General features: G+C 62.8%; 11 protein-coding genes. All 11 read left to right on the forward strand.

Annotation, left to right across the window (positions count from 1 at the left end):
- The first annotated feature begins 33 nt into the window (after positions 1–33).
- The 11 genes from choW (at position 34) to yccS (ending at position 16,223) form a co-directional block, all read left to right on the forward strand.
- A complete protein-coding gene (gene choW, locus CGA22_RS04815; RefSeq protein ID WP_041021078.1) occupies positions 34–879 on the forward strand; it encodes a choline ABC transporter permease subunit in 846 nt (281 codons plus the stop codon).
- Positions 876–2,054 (forward strand): choline ABC transporter ATP-binding protein, encoded by a 1,179-nt coding sequence (gene choV / locus CGA22_RS04820; protein WP_041021077.1) that lies wholly within the window; start codon positions 876–878, stop codon positions 2,052–2,054. The genes choW and choV overlap by 4 nt, the downstream gene beginning before the upstream one ends.
- A gap of 274 nt (positions 2,055–2,328) precedes the next feature.
- Positions 2,329–2,949 carry a transcriptional regulator BetI gene (gene betI / locus CGA22_RS04825; protein WP_041021823.1) on the forward strand — a complete coding sequence of 207 codons (621 nt, stop codon included), beginning with the start codon at positions 2,329–2,331 and terminating at the stop codon, positions 2,947–2,949.
- Positions 2,950–3,027: 78 nt separating this feature from the next.
- A complete protein-coding gene (betB, locus tag CGA22_RS04830) occupies positions 3,028–4,500 on the forward strand; it encodes a betaine-aldehyde dehydrogenase (RefSeq protein WP_041021824.1) in 1,473 nt (490 codons plus the stop codon).
- A gap of 179 nt (positions 4,501–4,679) precedes the next feature.
- The gene (gene betA, locus CGA22_RS04835) at positions 4,680–6,383 is read left to right on the forward strand and encodes a choline dehydrogenase (protein WP_041021825.1); all 1,704 of its coding nucleotides are present in this window, start codon (positions 4,680–4,682) and stop codon (positions 6,381–6,383) included.
- Positions 6,384–6,613: 230 nt separating this feature from the next.
- Positions 6,614–8,056: a TldD/PmbA family protein gene (locus CGA22_RS04840; protein ID WP_041021826.1), complete on the forward strand. Its 1,443-nt coding sequence runs from the start codon at positions 6,614–6,616 to the stop codon at positions 8,054–8,056.
- The gene (locus tag CGA22_RS04845; protein ID WP_041021827.1) at positions 8,056–9,393 is read left to right on the forward strand and encodes a TldD/PmbA family protein; all 1,338 of its coding nucleotides are present in this window, start codon (positions 8,056–8,058) and stop codon (positions 9,391–9,393) included. The genes CGA22_RS04840 and CGA22_RS04845 overlap by 1 nt, the downstream gene beginning before the upstream one ends.
- 110 nt (positions 9,394–9,503) lie before the next feature.
- The gene (gene mdtD, locus CGA22_RS04850; RefSeq protein WP_188258495.1) at positions 9,504–10,931 is read left to right on the forward strand and encodes a multidrug transporter subunit MdtD; all 1,428 of its coding nucleotides are present in this window, start codon (positions 9,504–9,506) and stop codon (positions 10,929–10,931) included.
- 222 nt (positions 10,932–11,153) lie between these two features.
- Entirely contained in the window at positions 11,154–12,491 is a 1,338-nt protein-coding gene (gene dbpA, locus CGA22_RS04855; RefSeq protein ID WP_231995077.1) for an ATP-dependent RNA helicase DbpA, read from the forward strand.
- Between the two features lie 143 nt (positions 12,492–12,634).
- Positions 12,635–13,813, forward strand: coding sequence for an NAD(P)/FAD-dependent oxidoreductase (locus CGA22_RS04860; protein ID WP_041022566.1), 1,179 nt, complete (start codon positions 12,635–12,637; stop codon positions 13,811–13,813).
- Between the two features lie 226 nt (positions 13,814–14,039).
- Positions 14,040–16,223: a YccS family putative transporter gene (gene yccS / locus CGA22_RS04865; RefSeq protein ID WP_041022567.1), complete on the forward strand. Its 2,184-nt coding sequence runs from the start codon at positions 14,040–14,042 to the stop codon at positions 16,221–16,223.
- Positions 16,224–16,267: the final 44 nt, after the last annotated feature.

Here is a 16,267-nt window from a genome sequence, read left to right on the forward strand (position 1 = left end):
CTGTTTATCCCTTGCATGCGGACGTTCACTACCATGCTGATTGATCAGAAAATACCCTTGGGCCAGTACATTGCGGGCTTCGTCGAATGGTTGACGCAACATGGCGCCAGCACCTTTGACGCAATCGCACTGTTCCTGGAAACGATGATTCACGGCGTGACATTTGCGCTGACCTGGTTCAACCCGTTGGCCTTGATTGGCCTCATTGCCCTGCTGGCACATTTCATCCAGCGCAAATGGGGCCTCACCGTATTCGTCATTGCCTCATTCCTGCTGATCCTCAACCTGGGTTACTGGCAGGAAACCATGGAAACCCTGGCCCAGGTGATGTTCGCCACCCTGGTCTGCGTCGTGATCGGCGTGCCGCTGGGCATTGTTGCCGCGCACAAGCCGATGTTCTACACCATGATGCGTCCGGTACTCGATCTGATGCAGACCGTACCGACCTTCGTCTACCTCATTCCTACCCTGACCCTCTTCGGTCTGGGTGTGGTCCCGGGCCTGATCTCCACGGTGGTGTTCGCGATTGCCGCGCCTATCCGTCTGACTTACCTGGGCATCTGCGACGTTCCGGAAGAACTGATGGACGCCGGCAAAGCCTTTGGCTGCTCCCGTCGCCAGCTCCTGTCGCGTATCGAACTGCCCCATGCGATGCCAAGCATCGCGGCCGGTGTCACCCAATGCATCATGCTGTCGTTGTCGATGGTGGTGATCGCCGCACTGGTAGGCGCCGACGGCCTGGGCAAACCCGTGGTCAACGCACTGAACACCGCCGATATCGCCCTGGGCTTCGAAGCCGGCCTGGCGATCGTACTGCTGGCGATCATGCTCGACCGTATCTGCAAACAACCCGACGCAAAAGCAGGGGGTGACGCATGAGCATAATCCGCTTCGATCAGGTCGATGTGATCTTCGCCAAAGATCCACGCGAGGCCCTCAAACTGCTCGACCAGGGCATGACCCGCAACGAAATCCTGAAGAAAACCGGGCAAATCGTCGGCGTGGAAAAAGCCAGCCTGGACATCGAGAAAGGCGAAATCTGCGTATTGATGGGCCTGTCCGGCTCCGGCAAATCCAGCCTGCTGCGCTGCATCAACGGTTTGAACACCGTGAGCCGTGGCAAGTTGTTCGTCGAGCATGAAGGCCGGCAGATCGACATCGCCTCCTGCAGCCCCGCCGAACTGAAGATGATGCGCACCAAACGCATCGCCATGGTGTTCCAGAAATTCGCCCTGATGCCTTGGCTGACGGTGCGCGAGAACATCAGCTTCGGCCTGGAAATGCAGGGCCGTCCGGAAAAGGAACGGCGCAAGCTGGTGGACGAGAAACTTGAGCTGGTGGGCCTGGCCCAGTGGCGTAACAAGAAGCCCGACGAATTGTCCGGTGGTATGCAGCAACGGGTCGGTCTGGCCCGCGCCCTGGCGATGGATGCCGACATCCTGTTGATGGACGAACCGTTCTCGGCCCTCGACCCGCTGATCCGCCAAGGCCTGCAGGATGAACTGCTGGAGCTGCAACGCAAGTTGAGCAAGACCATCGTGTTCGTCAGCCATGACCTCGACGAAGCCCTGAAGCTGGGCAGCCGGATCGCGATCATGAAAGATGGCCGGATCATCCAGTACAGCAAGCCGGAAGAAATCGTGTTGAACCCGGCGGACGACTATGTGCGCACCTTCGTCGCCCATACCAACCCGCTCAACGTCCTGTGCGGCCGCAGCCTGATGCGCACCCTGGACAACTGCAAGCGCATCAACGGTTCGGTGTGCCTGGATCCGGGTGGCGACTCCTGGCTCGACCTGGCCGAAGGCAACACCATCAAGGGTGCACGCCAGAACGGCGCGGCACTGGACCTGCAGAACTGGGTCCAGGGGCAACCCGTCGAAGGCCTGGGCCGTCGCCCGACGCTGGTGGACTCCAACATCGGCATGCGCGACGCGTTGCAGATCCGCTACCAGACCGGTAACAAACTGGTGCTCCACGATAACCAGAAAGTGGTCGGGATCCTCGGCGACAGCGAGCTGTACCACGCGCTGCTCGGCAAGAACCTGGGCTAAACCTCAACCCTGTGGGAGCGAGCCTGTGGGAGCCGAGCTTGCTCGCGATGAACGATGACGCGGTTTGCAGTTGAACCGTGTCGACTCCATCGCGAGCAAGCTCGGCTCCCACAGGGCTCGCTTCCACAGGGTTTTGCATTCCCGGAAAGCGATCTTTGAACCTTGAAGTACGTCCGATTTTTTATTGATTGAACGTTCAATCAAAACAAAATAGACTGTTTCTCGCTCCGCCGGACAACCTCCGTCCGCCGAATGATCCGAGGAAATGCACCCAATGCCCAAGGTCGGTATGCAACCCATCCGCCGCCAGCAATTGATCGAAGCCACGTTGCAGGCCGTCGATCAGGTCGGCATGGGGGACGCCAGCATTGCGTTGATCGCCCGTTTGGCCGGTGTCTCGAACGGCATCATCAGTCACTACTTTCAGGACAAGAACGGCCTGATCGCGGCTACGGCCCAGTACTTGATGACGGTGCTGAGCGAGAACGTCACCGCGCGCCGTCAGGCACTTGAGGATTCGAGCCCACGGGCTCATCTGAAGGTGATCATCGAAGGCAACTTCGACGCCAGCCAGGTCAATGGCCCGGCAATGAAAACCTGGCTGGCCTTCTGGGCCACCAGCATGCATCACCCGTCATTGCACAGGTTGCAGCGGATCAACGATCACCGTCTGTATTCCAACCTGTGTTGCCAGTTCCGTCGCGTCCTGCCTCTTGACGAGGCACGCAGTGCGGCACGGGGCCTGGCTGCGCTGATTGACGGCTTGTGGCTGCGTGGGGCGCTGTCGGGCGACGCGTTCGACACCGCCCAGGCACACCGGATCGCTTACGAATACATGGATTTCCAACTGGGCAAGGCAGGGGCACCAGAGCACACAGAACCGCTCGACTCCTGAACCGCCGCCGAACCGCGTAGTCAGCTTTAGAAGACGCGCCCGGGGGCAGCCAACCACTTATGCACTTGCGAGGACTTTATGGCCCGTTTCGAACTGCAAAAACTCTACATCGATGGCGCGTACAGCGATGCCAGCGGCGACGCCACTTTCGAAGCCATCAACCCTGCCAACGGTGAAGTGCTTGCCCAAGTGCAGCGTGCGACGAAAGAAGACGTCGAACGCGCCGTGATCAGTGCCGAAAAGGGCCAGAAAATCTGGGCCGCCATGACCGCCATGCAGCGCTCGCGGATCCTGCGCCGCGCCGTGGACATCCTGCGCGAGCGCAACGATGAGCTGGCCGCCCTGGAAACCCTGGACACTGGCAAGGCCTACTCCGAAACCCGCTACGTCGACATCGTCACCGGCGCTGACGTGCTGGAATACTACGCCGGCCTGGTGCCCGCCATCGAAGGCGAGCAGATCCCGTTGCGCGATACCTCGTTCGTCTACACCCGTCGCGAGCCCCTGGGCATCGTGGCCGGGATCGGCGCGTGGAACTACCCGATCCAGATCGCGCTGTGGAAGTCCGCACCGGCCTTGGCTGCCGGCAACGCAATGATCTTCAAGCCAAGCGAAGTCACTTCGCTGACCACCCTGAAGCTGGCCGAGATCTACACCGAAGCCGGCGTCCCACCTGGGGTCTTCAACGTGTTGACCGGCAGCGGCCGTGAAGTCGGCACCTGGCTGACCGAGCACCCGCGCATCGAGAAAGTCTCGTTCACCGGGGGCACCGACACCGGCAAGAAAGTCATGGCCAGCGCCTCGAGCTCGTCGCTCAAGGACGTGACCATGGAACTGGGCGGCAAGTCGCCCCTGATCATCTGCGACGACGCCGACCTGGATCGCGCCGCCGACACCGCGATGATGGCCAACTTCTACAGCTCCGGCCAGGTCTGCACCAACGGTACCCGCGTGTTCGTGCCAAGCCATCTCAAGGCTGCGTTCGAAGCCAAGATCGCCGAGCGCGTAGCGCGCATCCGCATCGGCAACCCTGAGGACGAAAATACCAACTTCGGCCCGCTGGTGAGTTTCGCCCACATGGAGAGCGTGCTGGGCTATATCGAGAAGGGCAAGGCTGAAGGCGCACGCCTGCTGTGTGGCGGCAAGCGCCTGACCGACGGCGAGTTCGCCAAGGGCGCGTTCGTCGCTCCGACCGTATTCACCGATTGCACCGACGAGATGACCATCGTGCGTGAGGAAATCTTCGGCCCGGTGATGAGCATCCTCACCTATGAAACCGAGGAAGAAGTGATCCGCCGCGCCAACGACACCGAGTTCGGCCTGGCCGCCGGCGTCGTGACCCGCGACCTGAACCGCGCCCACCGCATCATCCATCAGCTGGAAGCCGGTATCTGCTGGATCAACGCCTGGGGCGAGTCCGACGCGAAGATGCCGGTCGGTGGCTACAAGCAATCGGGCGTGGGCCGCGAGAACGGGATCAGTTCGCTGAACAACTTCACGCGCATCAAATCGGTACAGGTTGAGTTGGGCGATTACGCGTCGGTGTTCTAAAGCCCGGCTTCTGCGGTGCCTGCGAGGCCGTCATCGCGGGCAAGCCATGCTCCCACAAGGAATCTGCTGTAACACAACTGCTGTGTCTATCAGAAACCTGTGGGAGCAAAGCTTGCTCGCGATGGAGTGCAAAGCACTCCCCGGCCCTGACCTGAACCCAATTAGAGAGGGTGCATTTCATGTCCCAAGAATTCGATTACATCATCATTGGTGCCGGCTCTGCCGGTAACACCCTGGCCACCCGCCTGACCGAAGACGAAGGCGTCACCGTCCTGCTGCTCGAAGCCGGCGGCCCGGACTATCGCCTGGACTTTCGCACGCAGATGCCCGCCGCCCTGGCGTTTCCGCTGCAAGGCCGCCGCTACAACTGGGCCTACGAAACCGATCCCGAGCCACACATGAACGGCCGCCGCATGGAATGCGGTCGTGGCAAGGGCCTGGGCGGTTCTTCGCTGATCAACGGCATGTGCTACATCCGTGGCAACGCCCTGGACTACGACAACTGGGCAAAACTACCCGGCCTCGAGGACTGGACGTACCTGGACTGCCTGCCCTATTTCAGGAAAGCCGAAACCAGGGACATCGGCCCGAACGATTACCACGGCGGCGACGGCCCGGTCAGCGTGACCACGCCCAAGCCCGGTAACAACCCGCTGTTCCACGCCATGGTCGAGGCGGGCGTGCAGGCCGGTTACCCCCGTACCGAAGACCTCAACGGCTACCAGCAGGAAGGTTTCGGCCCGATGGACCGCACCGTCACGCCGAATGGCCGACGCGCCAGCACCGCGCGCGGGTACCTCGACGTGGCCAAGAAGCGTTCGACCCTGACCATCGTCACCCATGCCCTGACCGACAAGATCCTGTTCGAAGGCAAGCGTGCCGTGGGCGTGCGTTACCTGGTGGGCGCCGCTGAGGAGCGCGTCGAGGCCCGGGCCCGCAAGGAAGTGCTGCTGTGCTCCGGCGCCATCGCCTCGCCGCAGATCCTGCAACGCTCCGGAGTCGGCCCGGCCAAACTGCTGGAAAGCCTCGACATCCCGGTAGTCCACGACCTGCCGGGCGTCGGCGAAAACCTCCAGGACCACCTGGAGCTTTACCTGCAATATGCCTGCACCCAACCGGTCTCGCTGTACCCGTCGCTGCTCTGGTACAACCAGCCGGCCATCGGTGCCGAATGGCTGTTCAACGGCACCGGCATCGGTGCCAGCAACCAGTTCGAGGCCGGCGGGTTCATCCGCAGCCGTCCGGAATTCGAATGGCCGAACATCCAGTATCACTTCCTGCCGGTGGCGATCAACTACAACGGCAGCAACGGTGTGAAGGAGCACGGTTTCCAGGCGCACATGGGTTCCATGCGCTCGCCAAGCCGGGGCCGGATCCAGGCGAAATCCAAGGATCCCCGCCAACACCCGAGCATCCTGTTCAACTACATGGCCACCGAGCAGGACTGGCAGGAATTCCGCGACGGCATCCGCCTGACCCGCGAGATCATGCAGCAGCCGGCACTCGATCCGTTCCGTGGGCGCGAGATCAGCCCGGGCATCGAGGTGCAGACCGATGAGCAACTGGACCAGTTCATTCGCGAGCACGCCGAAACCGCCTTCCACCCATCCTGCTCGTGCAAGATGGGTACCGACGACATGGCGGTGGTGGACGGTGAAGGCCGCGTGCATGGCATGCAAGGCCTGCGAGTGGTGGATGCCTCGATCATGCCGATCATCACCACCGGCAACCTGAACGCGCCGACAATCATGATCGCCGAGAAAATCGCCGACAAGATCCGCGGCCGCAAGCCACTGCCCCGCAGTACCGCGCCGTACTATGTGGCCGGCGATGCACCGGTCAAGGGCAAGCCAGTGCGTGAAGTGGCGCCGGCCGCGCAGTAACACCGCAGCGCGGCTATCGCGAGCAGGCTCGCTCCCACAGGGATCTCCGAAGGACACAACTCTTGTGACCACTAAGATCCAGTGTGGGAGCGAGCCTGCTCGCGATGGCGGTAGCCCTGACACTCAGTATCCCTCTCTACCTTGATCCCTCCCCCGCTCAGGCCTACTCTAGAGCCGCTGCGTCAATGCGCCGCACCTCGTTGCACCGCCACTCCAGACAAGGAGGTTTCATGTTCGACTTCCACCCCCAGCTCAAGCAGCGTTTTGCTGCCTTGCGCACGGGCGCTGAATTCTTTTCCCTGCGTTACGTGCGCGAGTCCGGCCAGCACCTGTCGGTGCGCAAGAACATCGCCGAACCGCCCAGCCTGGGCCGTGACGAGGGAGCGATGCTCACCGTGCGGGTCAACGGTGTCGAAGCCTATGCGGCCACCAATGACCTGTCCCAGGCCGGTCTGCAAGCGGCCCTGGAACGGGCCGAGCAACAAGCCCGCAGACTCAAGCCCCACGCCCTGCTCGACCTGCGCGAACAGGCGGTTGCCAGCGATCGAGCCGACTATTTCTCGCCGCACTTCGACCAGGCGTTCCCCTCCCTGAGCGATTGCTATCAATTACTCGGCGACGAATCGGCGGCGGTGCCACAGGACGAGCGCCTGGTGAACTGGCAGGTCAGTATCGGCCTGACCCAGGTCGAACAGATCTACCTCAACAGTGCCGGTGCCGAATTGCGCCAAGCCCAACGCTTCGTCTACCCGGCATTGGACGTCACCGCTTTCGACGGTCATGACAGCCAGACCCGCACCCTGGGCCGCGAGAACTTCGGCCAGCAAGGTGGCTTCGATGTGATCCGCCGTTGCGGCCTCATCGGTGCCGGGCCGAAAATCGCCGATCAGGCCCTGCAATTGCTGATGGCGCCAAACACACCGCAAGGCCCGCGGGACCTGCTGTTGATGCCCGACCAGATGATGCTGCAGATCCACGAGTCCATCGGCCACCCGCTGGAGCTGGACCGCATCCTGGGGGACGAGCGCAACTACGCCGGCACCAGCTTCGTCAAGACCAGCGACTTCGGCCATTTGCAGTACGGCTCCAAGCTGCTGAACGTGACGTTCGACCCGGACATTCCCGAGGAACTGGCGAGCTACAGCCATGACGACGACGGCAGCGCCGCCAGCAAGCAGTTCCTCATTCGCGAAGGTTTGCTGCTGCGCCCATTGGGCGGTGCGCTGTCACAGTTTCGCGCAGGCCTGGACGGTGTCGCCAACAGCCGCGCCTGCGGTTGGAACCGCCCTCCCATCGACCGCATGGCGAACCTGAACATCGAGCCGGGCGATCAATCCCTGGAACAGTTGATCCAGGGCATCGAGCACGGCGTGCTGATGCGCACCAACCGCTCCTGGTCCATCGACGATGCCCGCAACAAATTCCAGTTCGGCTGCGAATGGGGCCAGTTGATCGAGAACGGCGAGCTCAAGGGCGTGGTGAAGAATCCCAACTACCGCGGCATTTCCGCGCAATTCTGGAAGAGCCTGCGGGCCGTGGGCGATGCCAGTACCTCCCAGGTGCTGGGCACGCCGAACTGTGGCAAGGGCGAGCCGAACCAGGTCATCCGCGTCGGCCATGCGTCGCCGGCCTGCGTGTTCAGCAAGGTTGATGTGTTTGGGGGGGACGCTTGATGAGTACTGTCAACAATCAGGCCGGGGCGTTCAAGACACTGGTCGACTGGTTACACGCTGCGTTGCAGGGGACCGAACAATTCACCCTGGGCTACGCCGCGGAATCCTCGGCCTTCGTGCGCTTCAACCATGGCAAGGTGCGCCAGGCCGGTCAGGTGCAGCAGGCCAATGTGAGCTTCAAGCTGATCAATGACGGGCGCCATGCCGATCTGCAGATCACCCTGTCCGGCGAGATCGATACCGACCTGCAACGCTTGAGCGAAGGCCTGCAACAACTGCGCGATACCCTGCCGCTGTTGCCGCGGGATCCTTATCTGCTGCTCAACCACAATCACTGGCAGAGCAACAATGTACAGGACCACCCGCTGCCGGAGACCGAACAGGCCGTGGCCGAAATCACCCGGGCCGCCGAAGGCCTGGACCTGGTGGGGATCTACGCCGCCGGCCCCATCAGCCGCGGTTTCGCCAGTTCTTCGGGGGCGTTTGGCTGGCATCAGGCCAACAGCTTCAACTTCGACTTCAGCCTGTTCCACGAAAACGGCCAGGCGGTGAAAGCCAGCTACGCCGGCCATGAGTGGAGCAGCGAAGGATTTGCCAAGCGCTTTGCCCAGGCCCGCGAGCAACTGGCGTTTCTCGGCCGGCCGCTGCGCACACTGCCACCCGGTGAGTATCGCGCCTACCTGGCACCGGCCGCGCTGGAAGAGATCATGGGCATGCTCAGTTGGGGCGGGTTCTCGGCCCGGGCGATTGCCAGCAAACAGAGCCCGTTGCAGAAATTCTACGCCGACGAGTCCACCTTCAGCCCCGCCGTGGGGCTGAGCGAGCAGGTAAGCGGTTCCTTGAGCCCGGCGTTTTCCGATGAAGGTTATCCGCGCGACGACCTGACGCTGATCGCCAAGGGCACGGCCAACGCCCGGCTGGTCAATTCACGCAGCGCCGCCGAATACGGCCTCACCGCCAACGGCGCGAGCAGCTACGAATACCCCTCGGCGCTGGTCATGCAGGAAGGCCAGTTGGCGCAGAAAGACATTCTCGAGCGCCTCGGCACCGGTTTGTACATCAGCAACCTCTGGTACCTGAACTACTCGGACCAGCCAGCGGCTCGCATGACCGGCATGACCCGCTTTGCCACGTTCTGGGTCGAGAACGGCCAGATCCAGGCACCGGTCAGCACCATGCGCTTCGATGACAGCGTCTACAGCCTGCTCGGCTCGCAACTCGAAGGCCTGACCCGGGAGCGGGAACTTCTGCTCTCGGCCAGCACCTACAGCCAGCGGGCCACGGCCTCGATGCTGTTGCCGGGGGCGTTGGTCAAGCGCTTGACGTTGACCCTGTAAAAAGCATCGCGGGCAAGCCTTGCTCCCACAGGTACTACCCAACCCTGTGGGAGCAAGGCTTGCCCGCGACATAGCCACCACGAATACCCTGAAACCCAGCAAGAGGCCCCATGCCCAACCGTGCACCGCTCGACGCAACCACCGCCCGCTGGCTTCCGTGGGTCGTGGCGATCGCTTTCTTCATGCAGTCCCTCGACGGGACGATCCTCAATACCGCCCTGCCCGCCATGGCCAGTGACCTGGCGGAGAACCCGCTGCGCATGCAGGGCGTGATCATTGCCTACATGCTCACCGTGGCGCTGCTGATCCCGGCCTCGGGCTGGATCGCCGACCGCTTCGGCACAAAGAAGATCTTCTTCGGCGCGATCCTGTTGTTCAGCTTCGGCTCACTGCTGTGCGCCTTGTCCAGTTCCCTGACGATGCTGGTCGGCGCCCGGATCATCCAGGGTCTGGGCGGCGCACTGATGCTGCCGGTGGGCAGGCTGGTGGTGCTGCGGGCCTATCCGCGCTCGGAGCTGGTGCGGATCATGGGTTTCATCACCATTCCCGGCCTGCTCGGCCCGTTGATCGGCCCGACCATGGGCGGCTGGATGGTGCAATACCTGACCTGGCACTGGATCTTCATCATCAACCTGCCGGTGGGGGTGATCGGCTGCTACGCGGTATGGAAATTCATTCCCGACCTGCGCGGCAGCGAGCGCACCCGCTTCGATGGCGTGGGCTTCCTGTTGTTCGGCGCGGCGATGGTGCTGATCACCGTCGCCATGGAGGGCCTCGGCGAACTGCACTTGCCGCACCTGCGAGTGATGTTGCTGCTGTTCGGCGGCATGGCCTGCCTGGCCGCTTATTGGCTGCGGGCCGGACACGTCGAGAATCCGCTGTTCGCGCCGTCGCTGTTCAAGACCCGGACCTTTGCCGTGGGCATCCTTGGCAATCTGTTCGCCCGTCTGGGCAGCGGTGCCCTGCCCTTCCTGGTGCCATTACTGCTGCAAGTGGCCCTCGGTTATTCGCCGTCCCAGGCCGGGATGAGCATGCTGCCCCTGGCGGCGGCGGCCATGGTCGCCAAATCCGTGGCCCGGCCACTGATCGAGCGCCTGGGCTATCGCATCGTCCTGACCGGAAACACCCTGGCCCTGGGCGTGATGCTGGCGAGCATGGGATTGGTCAGCGAACAGACCCCGTACTGGCTGCTGTTGGCGCAACTGGCAGTGCTGGGGGCGATCAACTCGCTGCAATTCACGGCAATGAACACGGTGACGCTGATCGACCTGGACGATGCCAGCGCCAGCAGCGGCAACAGCCTGTTGTCCGTGGTGGCGCAACTGTCCCTGAGCCTCGGCGTCGCCTGTGCCGGCGCCCTGCTTGGCGGTTTCACGGCCCAGGTGGGTAACGATGGGGTCGACACGGTGCTGGGCGCCTTCCAGCTGACGTTCGTGACGGTGGGGGTCATGGCGATGCTGGCGGCGACGATTTTCTCCCAGTTGTCGAAGCAGGATGGGCGGCGGCAGAAACGTCACGATGAGCATATCGAGCATTAACCCAAGCTTGAGTGGCTTCGGTAAGCTTTTGTGGCGAGGGGATTATCCCCTCGCCACAGGTTAATCACCCGGCCTTCCAAGCGCCCCATGGCTCGCACAGCTCGTCCAGAACTTTCGAAGAAAGTGGCCTGAGGCTGCTACACTGCGCGACATTTTGTTTTGCAGGCCTGTCCCGTGACCACCATTGCCACCGCTTTCAACACTTTGCCGCTGTCCGCCGCCATGCTGGCTAACCTCGAATCCCTCGGTTATGCCCAGATGACGCCGATCCAGGCGCAAAGCTTGCCGGTGATCCTCAAGGGCCTGGACCTGATCGCCCAGGCCAAGACCGGCAGCGGCAAGACCGCGGCGTTCGGTATCGGCCTGCTGAACCCGATCAATCCGCGCTACTTCGGCTGCCAGGCACTGGTCATGTGCCCGACCCGCGAGTTGGCCGACCAGGTCGCCAAGGAAATCCGCCGCCTGGCCCGTGCCGAGGACAATATCAAGGTCCTGACCCTGTGCGGCGGCGTCTCCTTCGGCCCGCAGATCGCCTCCCTCGAACACGGCGCCCACATCATTGTCGGCACACCGGGACGCATTCAGCAGCACCTGCGCAAAGGCTCGCTGGTACTCGATGGCCTCAACACACTGATCCTCGACGAAGCCGACCGCATGCTCGACATGGGCTTCTACGACGCCATCGAAGACATCATCCAGCAGACCCCGGAGCGTCGCCAGACGCTGCTGTTCTCCGCCACGTACCCGGTGGGCATCAAGCAACTGTCGTCCAAGTTCATGCGTGACCCGCAACAGGTGAAAGCCGAGGCACTGCATTCCGACGCACAGATCGAGCAGCGTTTCTACGAGATCTCTCCCGAGGAGCGCATGGACGCGGTGGTCAAGGTACTGGCGCACTTCCGCCCGGCCTCTTGCGTGGCGTTCTGCTTCACCAAGCAGCAGGTCCAGGAAACCGTCGACCACTTGACGTCCAAAGGCATTTCCGCCGTCGGCCTGCATGGCGACTTGGAACAGCGCGACCGCGACCAGGTGCTGGCGATGTTCGCCAACCGCAGCACGTCGGTGCTGGTGGCCACCGACGTGGCGGCCCGCGGCCTCGATATCGATGCCCTGGACATGGTGATCAACGTCGAACTGGCCCGGGACTCGGAAATCCATATCCACCGCGTCGGCCGCACCGGCCGCGCCGGGGAAACCGGTGTTGCCATCAGCCTGGTGGCGCCGTCCGAAGCCCATCGCGCCCAGGCCATCGAACAATTGCAGAAGGCGCCGCTGAGCTGGGACCAGCTGGACAACCTCAAGCCCCAGGGTGGCGGCCCGCTGCTGCCGGCCATGAGCACCCTGTGCATTGCCGCCGGTCGCAAGGACAAGGTTCGCCCCGGCGACATCCTCGGTGCCCTGACCGGCGACGCGGGCATCCCTGGCACCCAGGTGGGCAAGATCGCGATCTTCGATTTCCAGGCTTACGTCGCGGTGGAACGCGGGATCGCCAAACAGGCCCTCAAGCGCCTGAACGAAGGCAAGATCAAGGGCCGCTCGTTGCGGGTGCGCATCCTCTGAGGATGATCGTTCCCACGCTCTGCGTGGGAATGCCCCCCGGGACGCTCCGCGTCCCTTGCTGTCAAGCGTGACGCTGAGCGTCACAGGATGCATGCCCACGCAGAGCGCGGGCACGATCGTGAGAAAGCTGAGAGGACACCGTTTTGCGCTCTACCGAAGTCGTGATCATTGGCGCTGGCGCCGCAGGGTTGATGTGCGCGCTGACCGCCGCGGGGCGCGGGCGGCAGGTGATGTTGCTGGACCATGCCAACAAGGCCGGCAAGAAAATCCTCATGTCCGGCGGTGGGCGCTGCAACTTCACCAATATGTATACCGAGCCGGGCAACTTCCTTTCGCAGAACCCGCACTTCTGCAAATCGGCCCTGGCCCGCTACACCCAGTGGGATTTCATCGCATTGGTGGCCAAGCACGGCGTGCCGTATCACGAGAAGAAACTCGGCCAGTTGTTCTGCGATAACAAATCCAGCGACATTCTCGGCGTGCTCTTGGACGAGTGCGAACAGGTCGGGGTCAACCTGCACCTGGACACCTCGATCGAACACATCGAGAAAACCGACGGCGGCTATCTGCTGCAGACCACCCTCGGCGCCATCGCCTGCCAGTCCCTGGTGATCGCCACCGGCGGACTGTCGATCCCGACCCTGGGTGCGACCGGTTTCGGCTACCAGGTCGCCAGGCAGTTCGGCCATCAGTTGTTGCCAACCCGCGCCGGCCTGGTGCCGTTCACCATTACCGATCAGCTCAAGGCCTTGTGCACCGAACTCTCGGGCACATCGGTCGATTGCCTGGTGAGCTGCAACGACCAGAGCTTTCGCGAAAACATCCTGTTCACCCACCGCGGCCTCAGTGGCCCGGCCATCCTGCAGATCTCGTCATTCTGGGAACCGGGGGATACGGTGCAGATCAATCTGCTACCGGACCACGACGTGCCCCAATGGCTGCAACAGCAACAGGCCGAGCGCCCCAACAGCGAGCTGAAAACCCTCTTGGGCGAGTTGTTCACCAAGAAAATGGCCAACCTGCTGGCGGATACCTGGTTCATCTCCAAACCCATGAAGCAGTACACCCACGCGGAACTGGCGGACATTGCCGAGAAACTGGCGAGTTGGAACGTCATCCCGGCCGGCACCGAAGGCTATCGCACCGCCGAGGTCACCCTGGGTGGTGTCGACACACGGGAAGTCTCGTCCAAGACCATGGAGTCGCTGAAAAGCCCCGGGCTGTATTTCATCGGCGAAGTGCTGGACGTCACCGGCCACCTGGGCGGGTTCAACTTCCAGTGGGCCTGGGCTTCGGGTTATGCGGCCGCACAATACGTCTGACTACTTGTAAACATGTGGCACCTTGTGGGAGCGAGCCTGCCCCCGATAGCTGTGGTTCAGTTGGTAATGAATTGACTGACACGCCGCCATCGCGAGCAGGCTCGCTCCCACAGGGTTAAGTGTCGGACGACGGAACACTTTTTGCTGTCAGAAGTGATCGCCGCCATTGCGTCGGCGTCATTACTGCCTCAATTTAGTGTCATCGCCCGTCAGGCCCTTGCATTTCATGTCATCGACCTCGTTTCGTCAGTCTCTGCGTCGCCTTTGGGCGTTGGATAAGTTCAGTTATAGCGTGCGGGTGTTCATCGCCCTGACCGGCAGCATGGCGCTGTGCTGGTACCTGGATGAGATGACCCTGTTGATTCCCTTGTTCCTGGGCATCATCGCCAGCGCCCTGGCCGAGACCGACGACAACTGGCAGGGCCGCCTCAACGCGCTCGCCGTGACCCTGGTCTGCTTCACCGTCGCGGCGCTGTCGGTGGAGCTGCTGTTTCCCTACCCCATCCTGTTCATCGTCGCCCTCGCCCTGGCGAGTTTCGGCCTGACCATGCTCGGGGCCTTGGGCGAGCGCTATGGCGCGATTGCCTCGGCCACCTTGATCCTGTCGGTCTATACCGTGATCGGCGTGGACCAGCGCGGTGGCGCGGTCACCGATTTCTGGCACGAACCCTTGCTGCTGGTGGCCGGCGCCGCGTGGTACGGCATGCTCTCGGTGCTGTGGCATGTCTTGTTTTCCAATCAGCCGGTGCAACAGAGCCTGGCGCGATTGTTCCGCGAGCTGGGGCGCTACCTGAAACTCAAGTCGTCGCTGCTCGAACCGGTCCGTCAACTGGATATCGAAGCCCGACGCCTGGAACTGGCCCAACAGAATGGCCGCGTAGTGGCGGCCCTCAACGCGGCCAAGGAAATCATCCTGCACCGCGTCGGCAACGGCCGGCCGGGCTCGAAGGTCAGCCGTTACCTGAAGCTGTACTTTCTCGCCCAGGACATCCATGAGCGTGCCAGCTCCTCCCACTATCCCTACAACGCCCTGGCCGAGGCGTTCTTTCACAGCGACGTGCTGTTCCGCTGCCAGCGCCTGCTGCGCCAGCAAGGCAAGGCCTGCCAGGCGCTGGCCGAGTCGATCCAGATGCGTCAGCCGTTCGTCTACGATGATCGCTTCGCCGAGGCCTCGAACGACCTGCACGCGTCTCTGGAGCACCTGCGCATCCAGAGCAATCCGGCCTGGCGTGGCCTGCTGCGTTCGTTGCGGGCCTTGTCGGCGAACCTCGGTACGCTTGACCGCTTGCTCAGCGACGCCAGCAACCCTGACGCCCTGGCCGACGCCACTGACAGCAGCCTGCTGGACCGCTCGCCGCGCAACCTCAAGGATGTCTGGCTACGCCTGCGCACGCAGCTCACGCCGACCTCGCTGCTGTTCCGTCATGCCCTGCGCCTGCCCCTGGCGCTGAGCGTTGGCTACGCGATGGTGCACTGGATTCACCCGTCCCAGGGTTACTGGATCGTCCTCACCACGCTGTTCGTCTGCCAGCCCAACTATGGCGCCACCCGACGCAAACTCGGCCAGCGAATCATCGGCACCGCCATTGGCCTGACCGTGGCCTGGGCGCTGTTCGACCTGTTCCCCAACCCTCTGGTGCAGTCATGCTTCGCCATCGCCGCCGGGGTGGTGTTCTTCACCAATCGCACGACCCGCTACACCCTGGCGACGGCCGCGATCACCATCATGGTGCTGTTCTGCTTCAACCAGGTCGGCGACGGCTACGGGCTGTTGCTGCCACGGCTGTTCGATACCCTGCTCGGCAGCCTGATCGCCGGCCTGGCGGTGTTCCTCTTCCTGCCGGACTGGCAGGGCCGCCGACTGAACAAGGTCCTGGCCAACACACTGACCTGCAACAGCATCTACCTGCGCCAGATCATGCAGCAATACGCCGCCGGCAAGAGTGACGACCTGGCCTATCGCCTGGCCCGACGCAACGCCCACAACGCCGACGCTGCGTTGTCCACGACGCTGGCGAACATGCTGATGGAGCCGGGGCACTTCCGTAAGGAAGCCGACGTCGGGTTCCGCTTCCTGGTGCTGTCCCACACCTTGCTCAGCTACCTGTCGGGCCTGGGCGCCCACCGGGGAACCGAACTGCCGACGGATGTGCGCGAGCAATTGATAGACGGCGCGGGGGTGAAGCTGGCCTCCAGCATCGACGAAATCGCCCAGGGCCTGGCAACGAAAACGTCGATCATGATCCAGAGTGACGAGGAAGAGGCCCTGGCCAACGAACTTGAGCAGATGCCTGACGAAATCGATGAGGGCCAGCGACTGGTGCAGACGCAGTTAGCGTTGATCTGCCGTCAGCTCGGACCGTTGCGGACCCTGGCGGCGCATCTCATCAAGGATACTAGCGAAGCCTGAGGGATGGGGTGTTCAATCCGGCCCCATCGCGATGGGGCCAGCAA

This window comes from Pseudomonas sp. PSB18, assembly GCF_014596565.1.
Lineage (GTDB): Bacteria > Pseudomonadota > Gammaproteobacteria > Pseudomonadales > Pseudomonadaceae > Aquipseudomonas.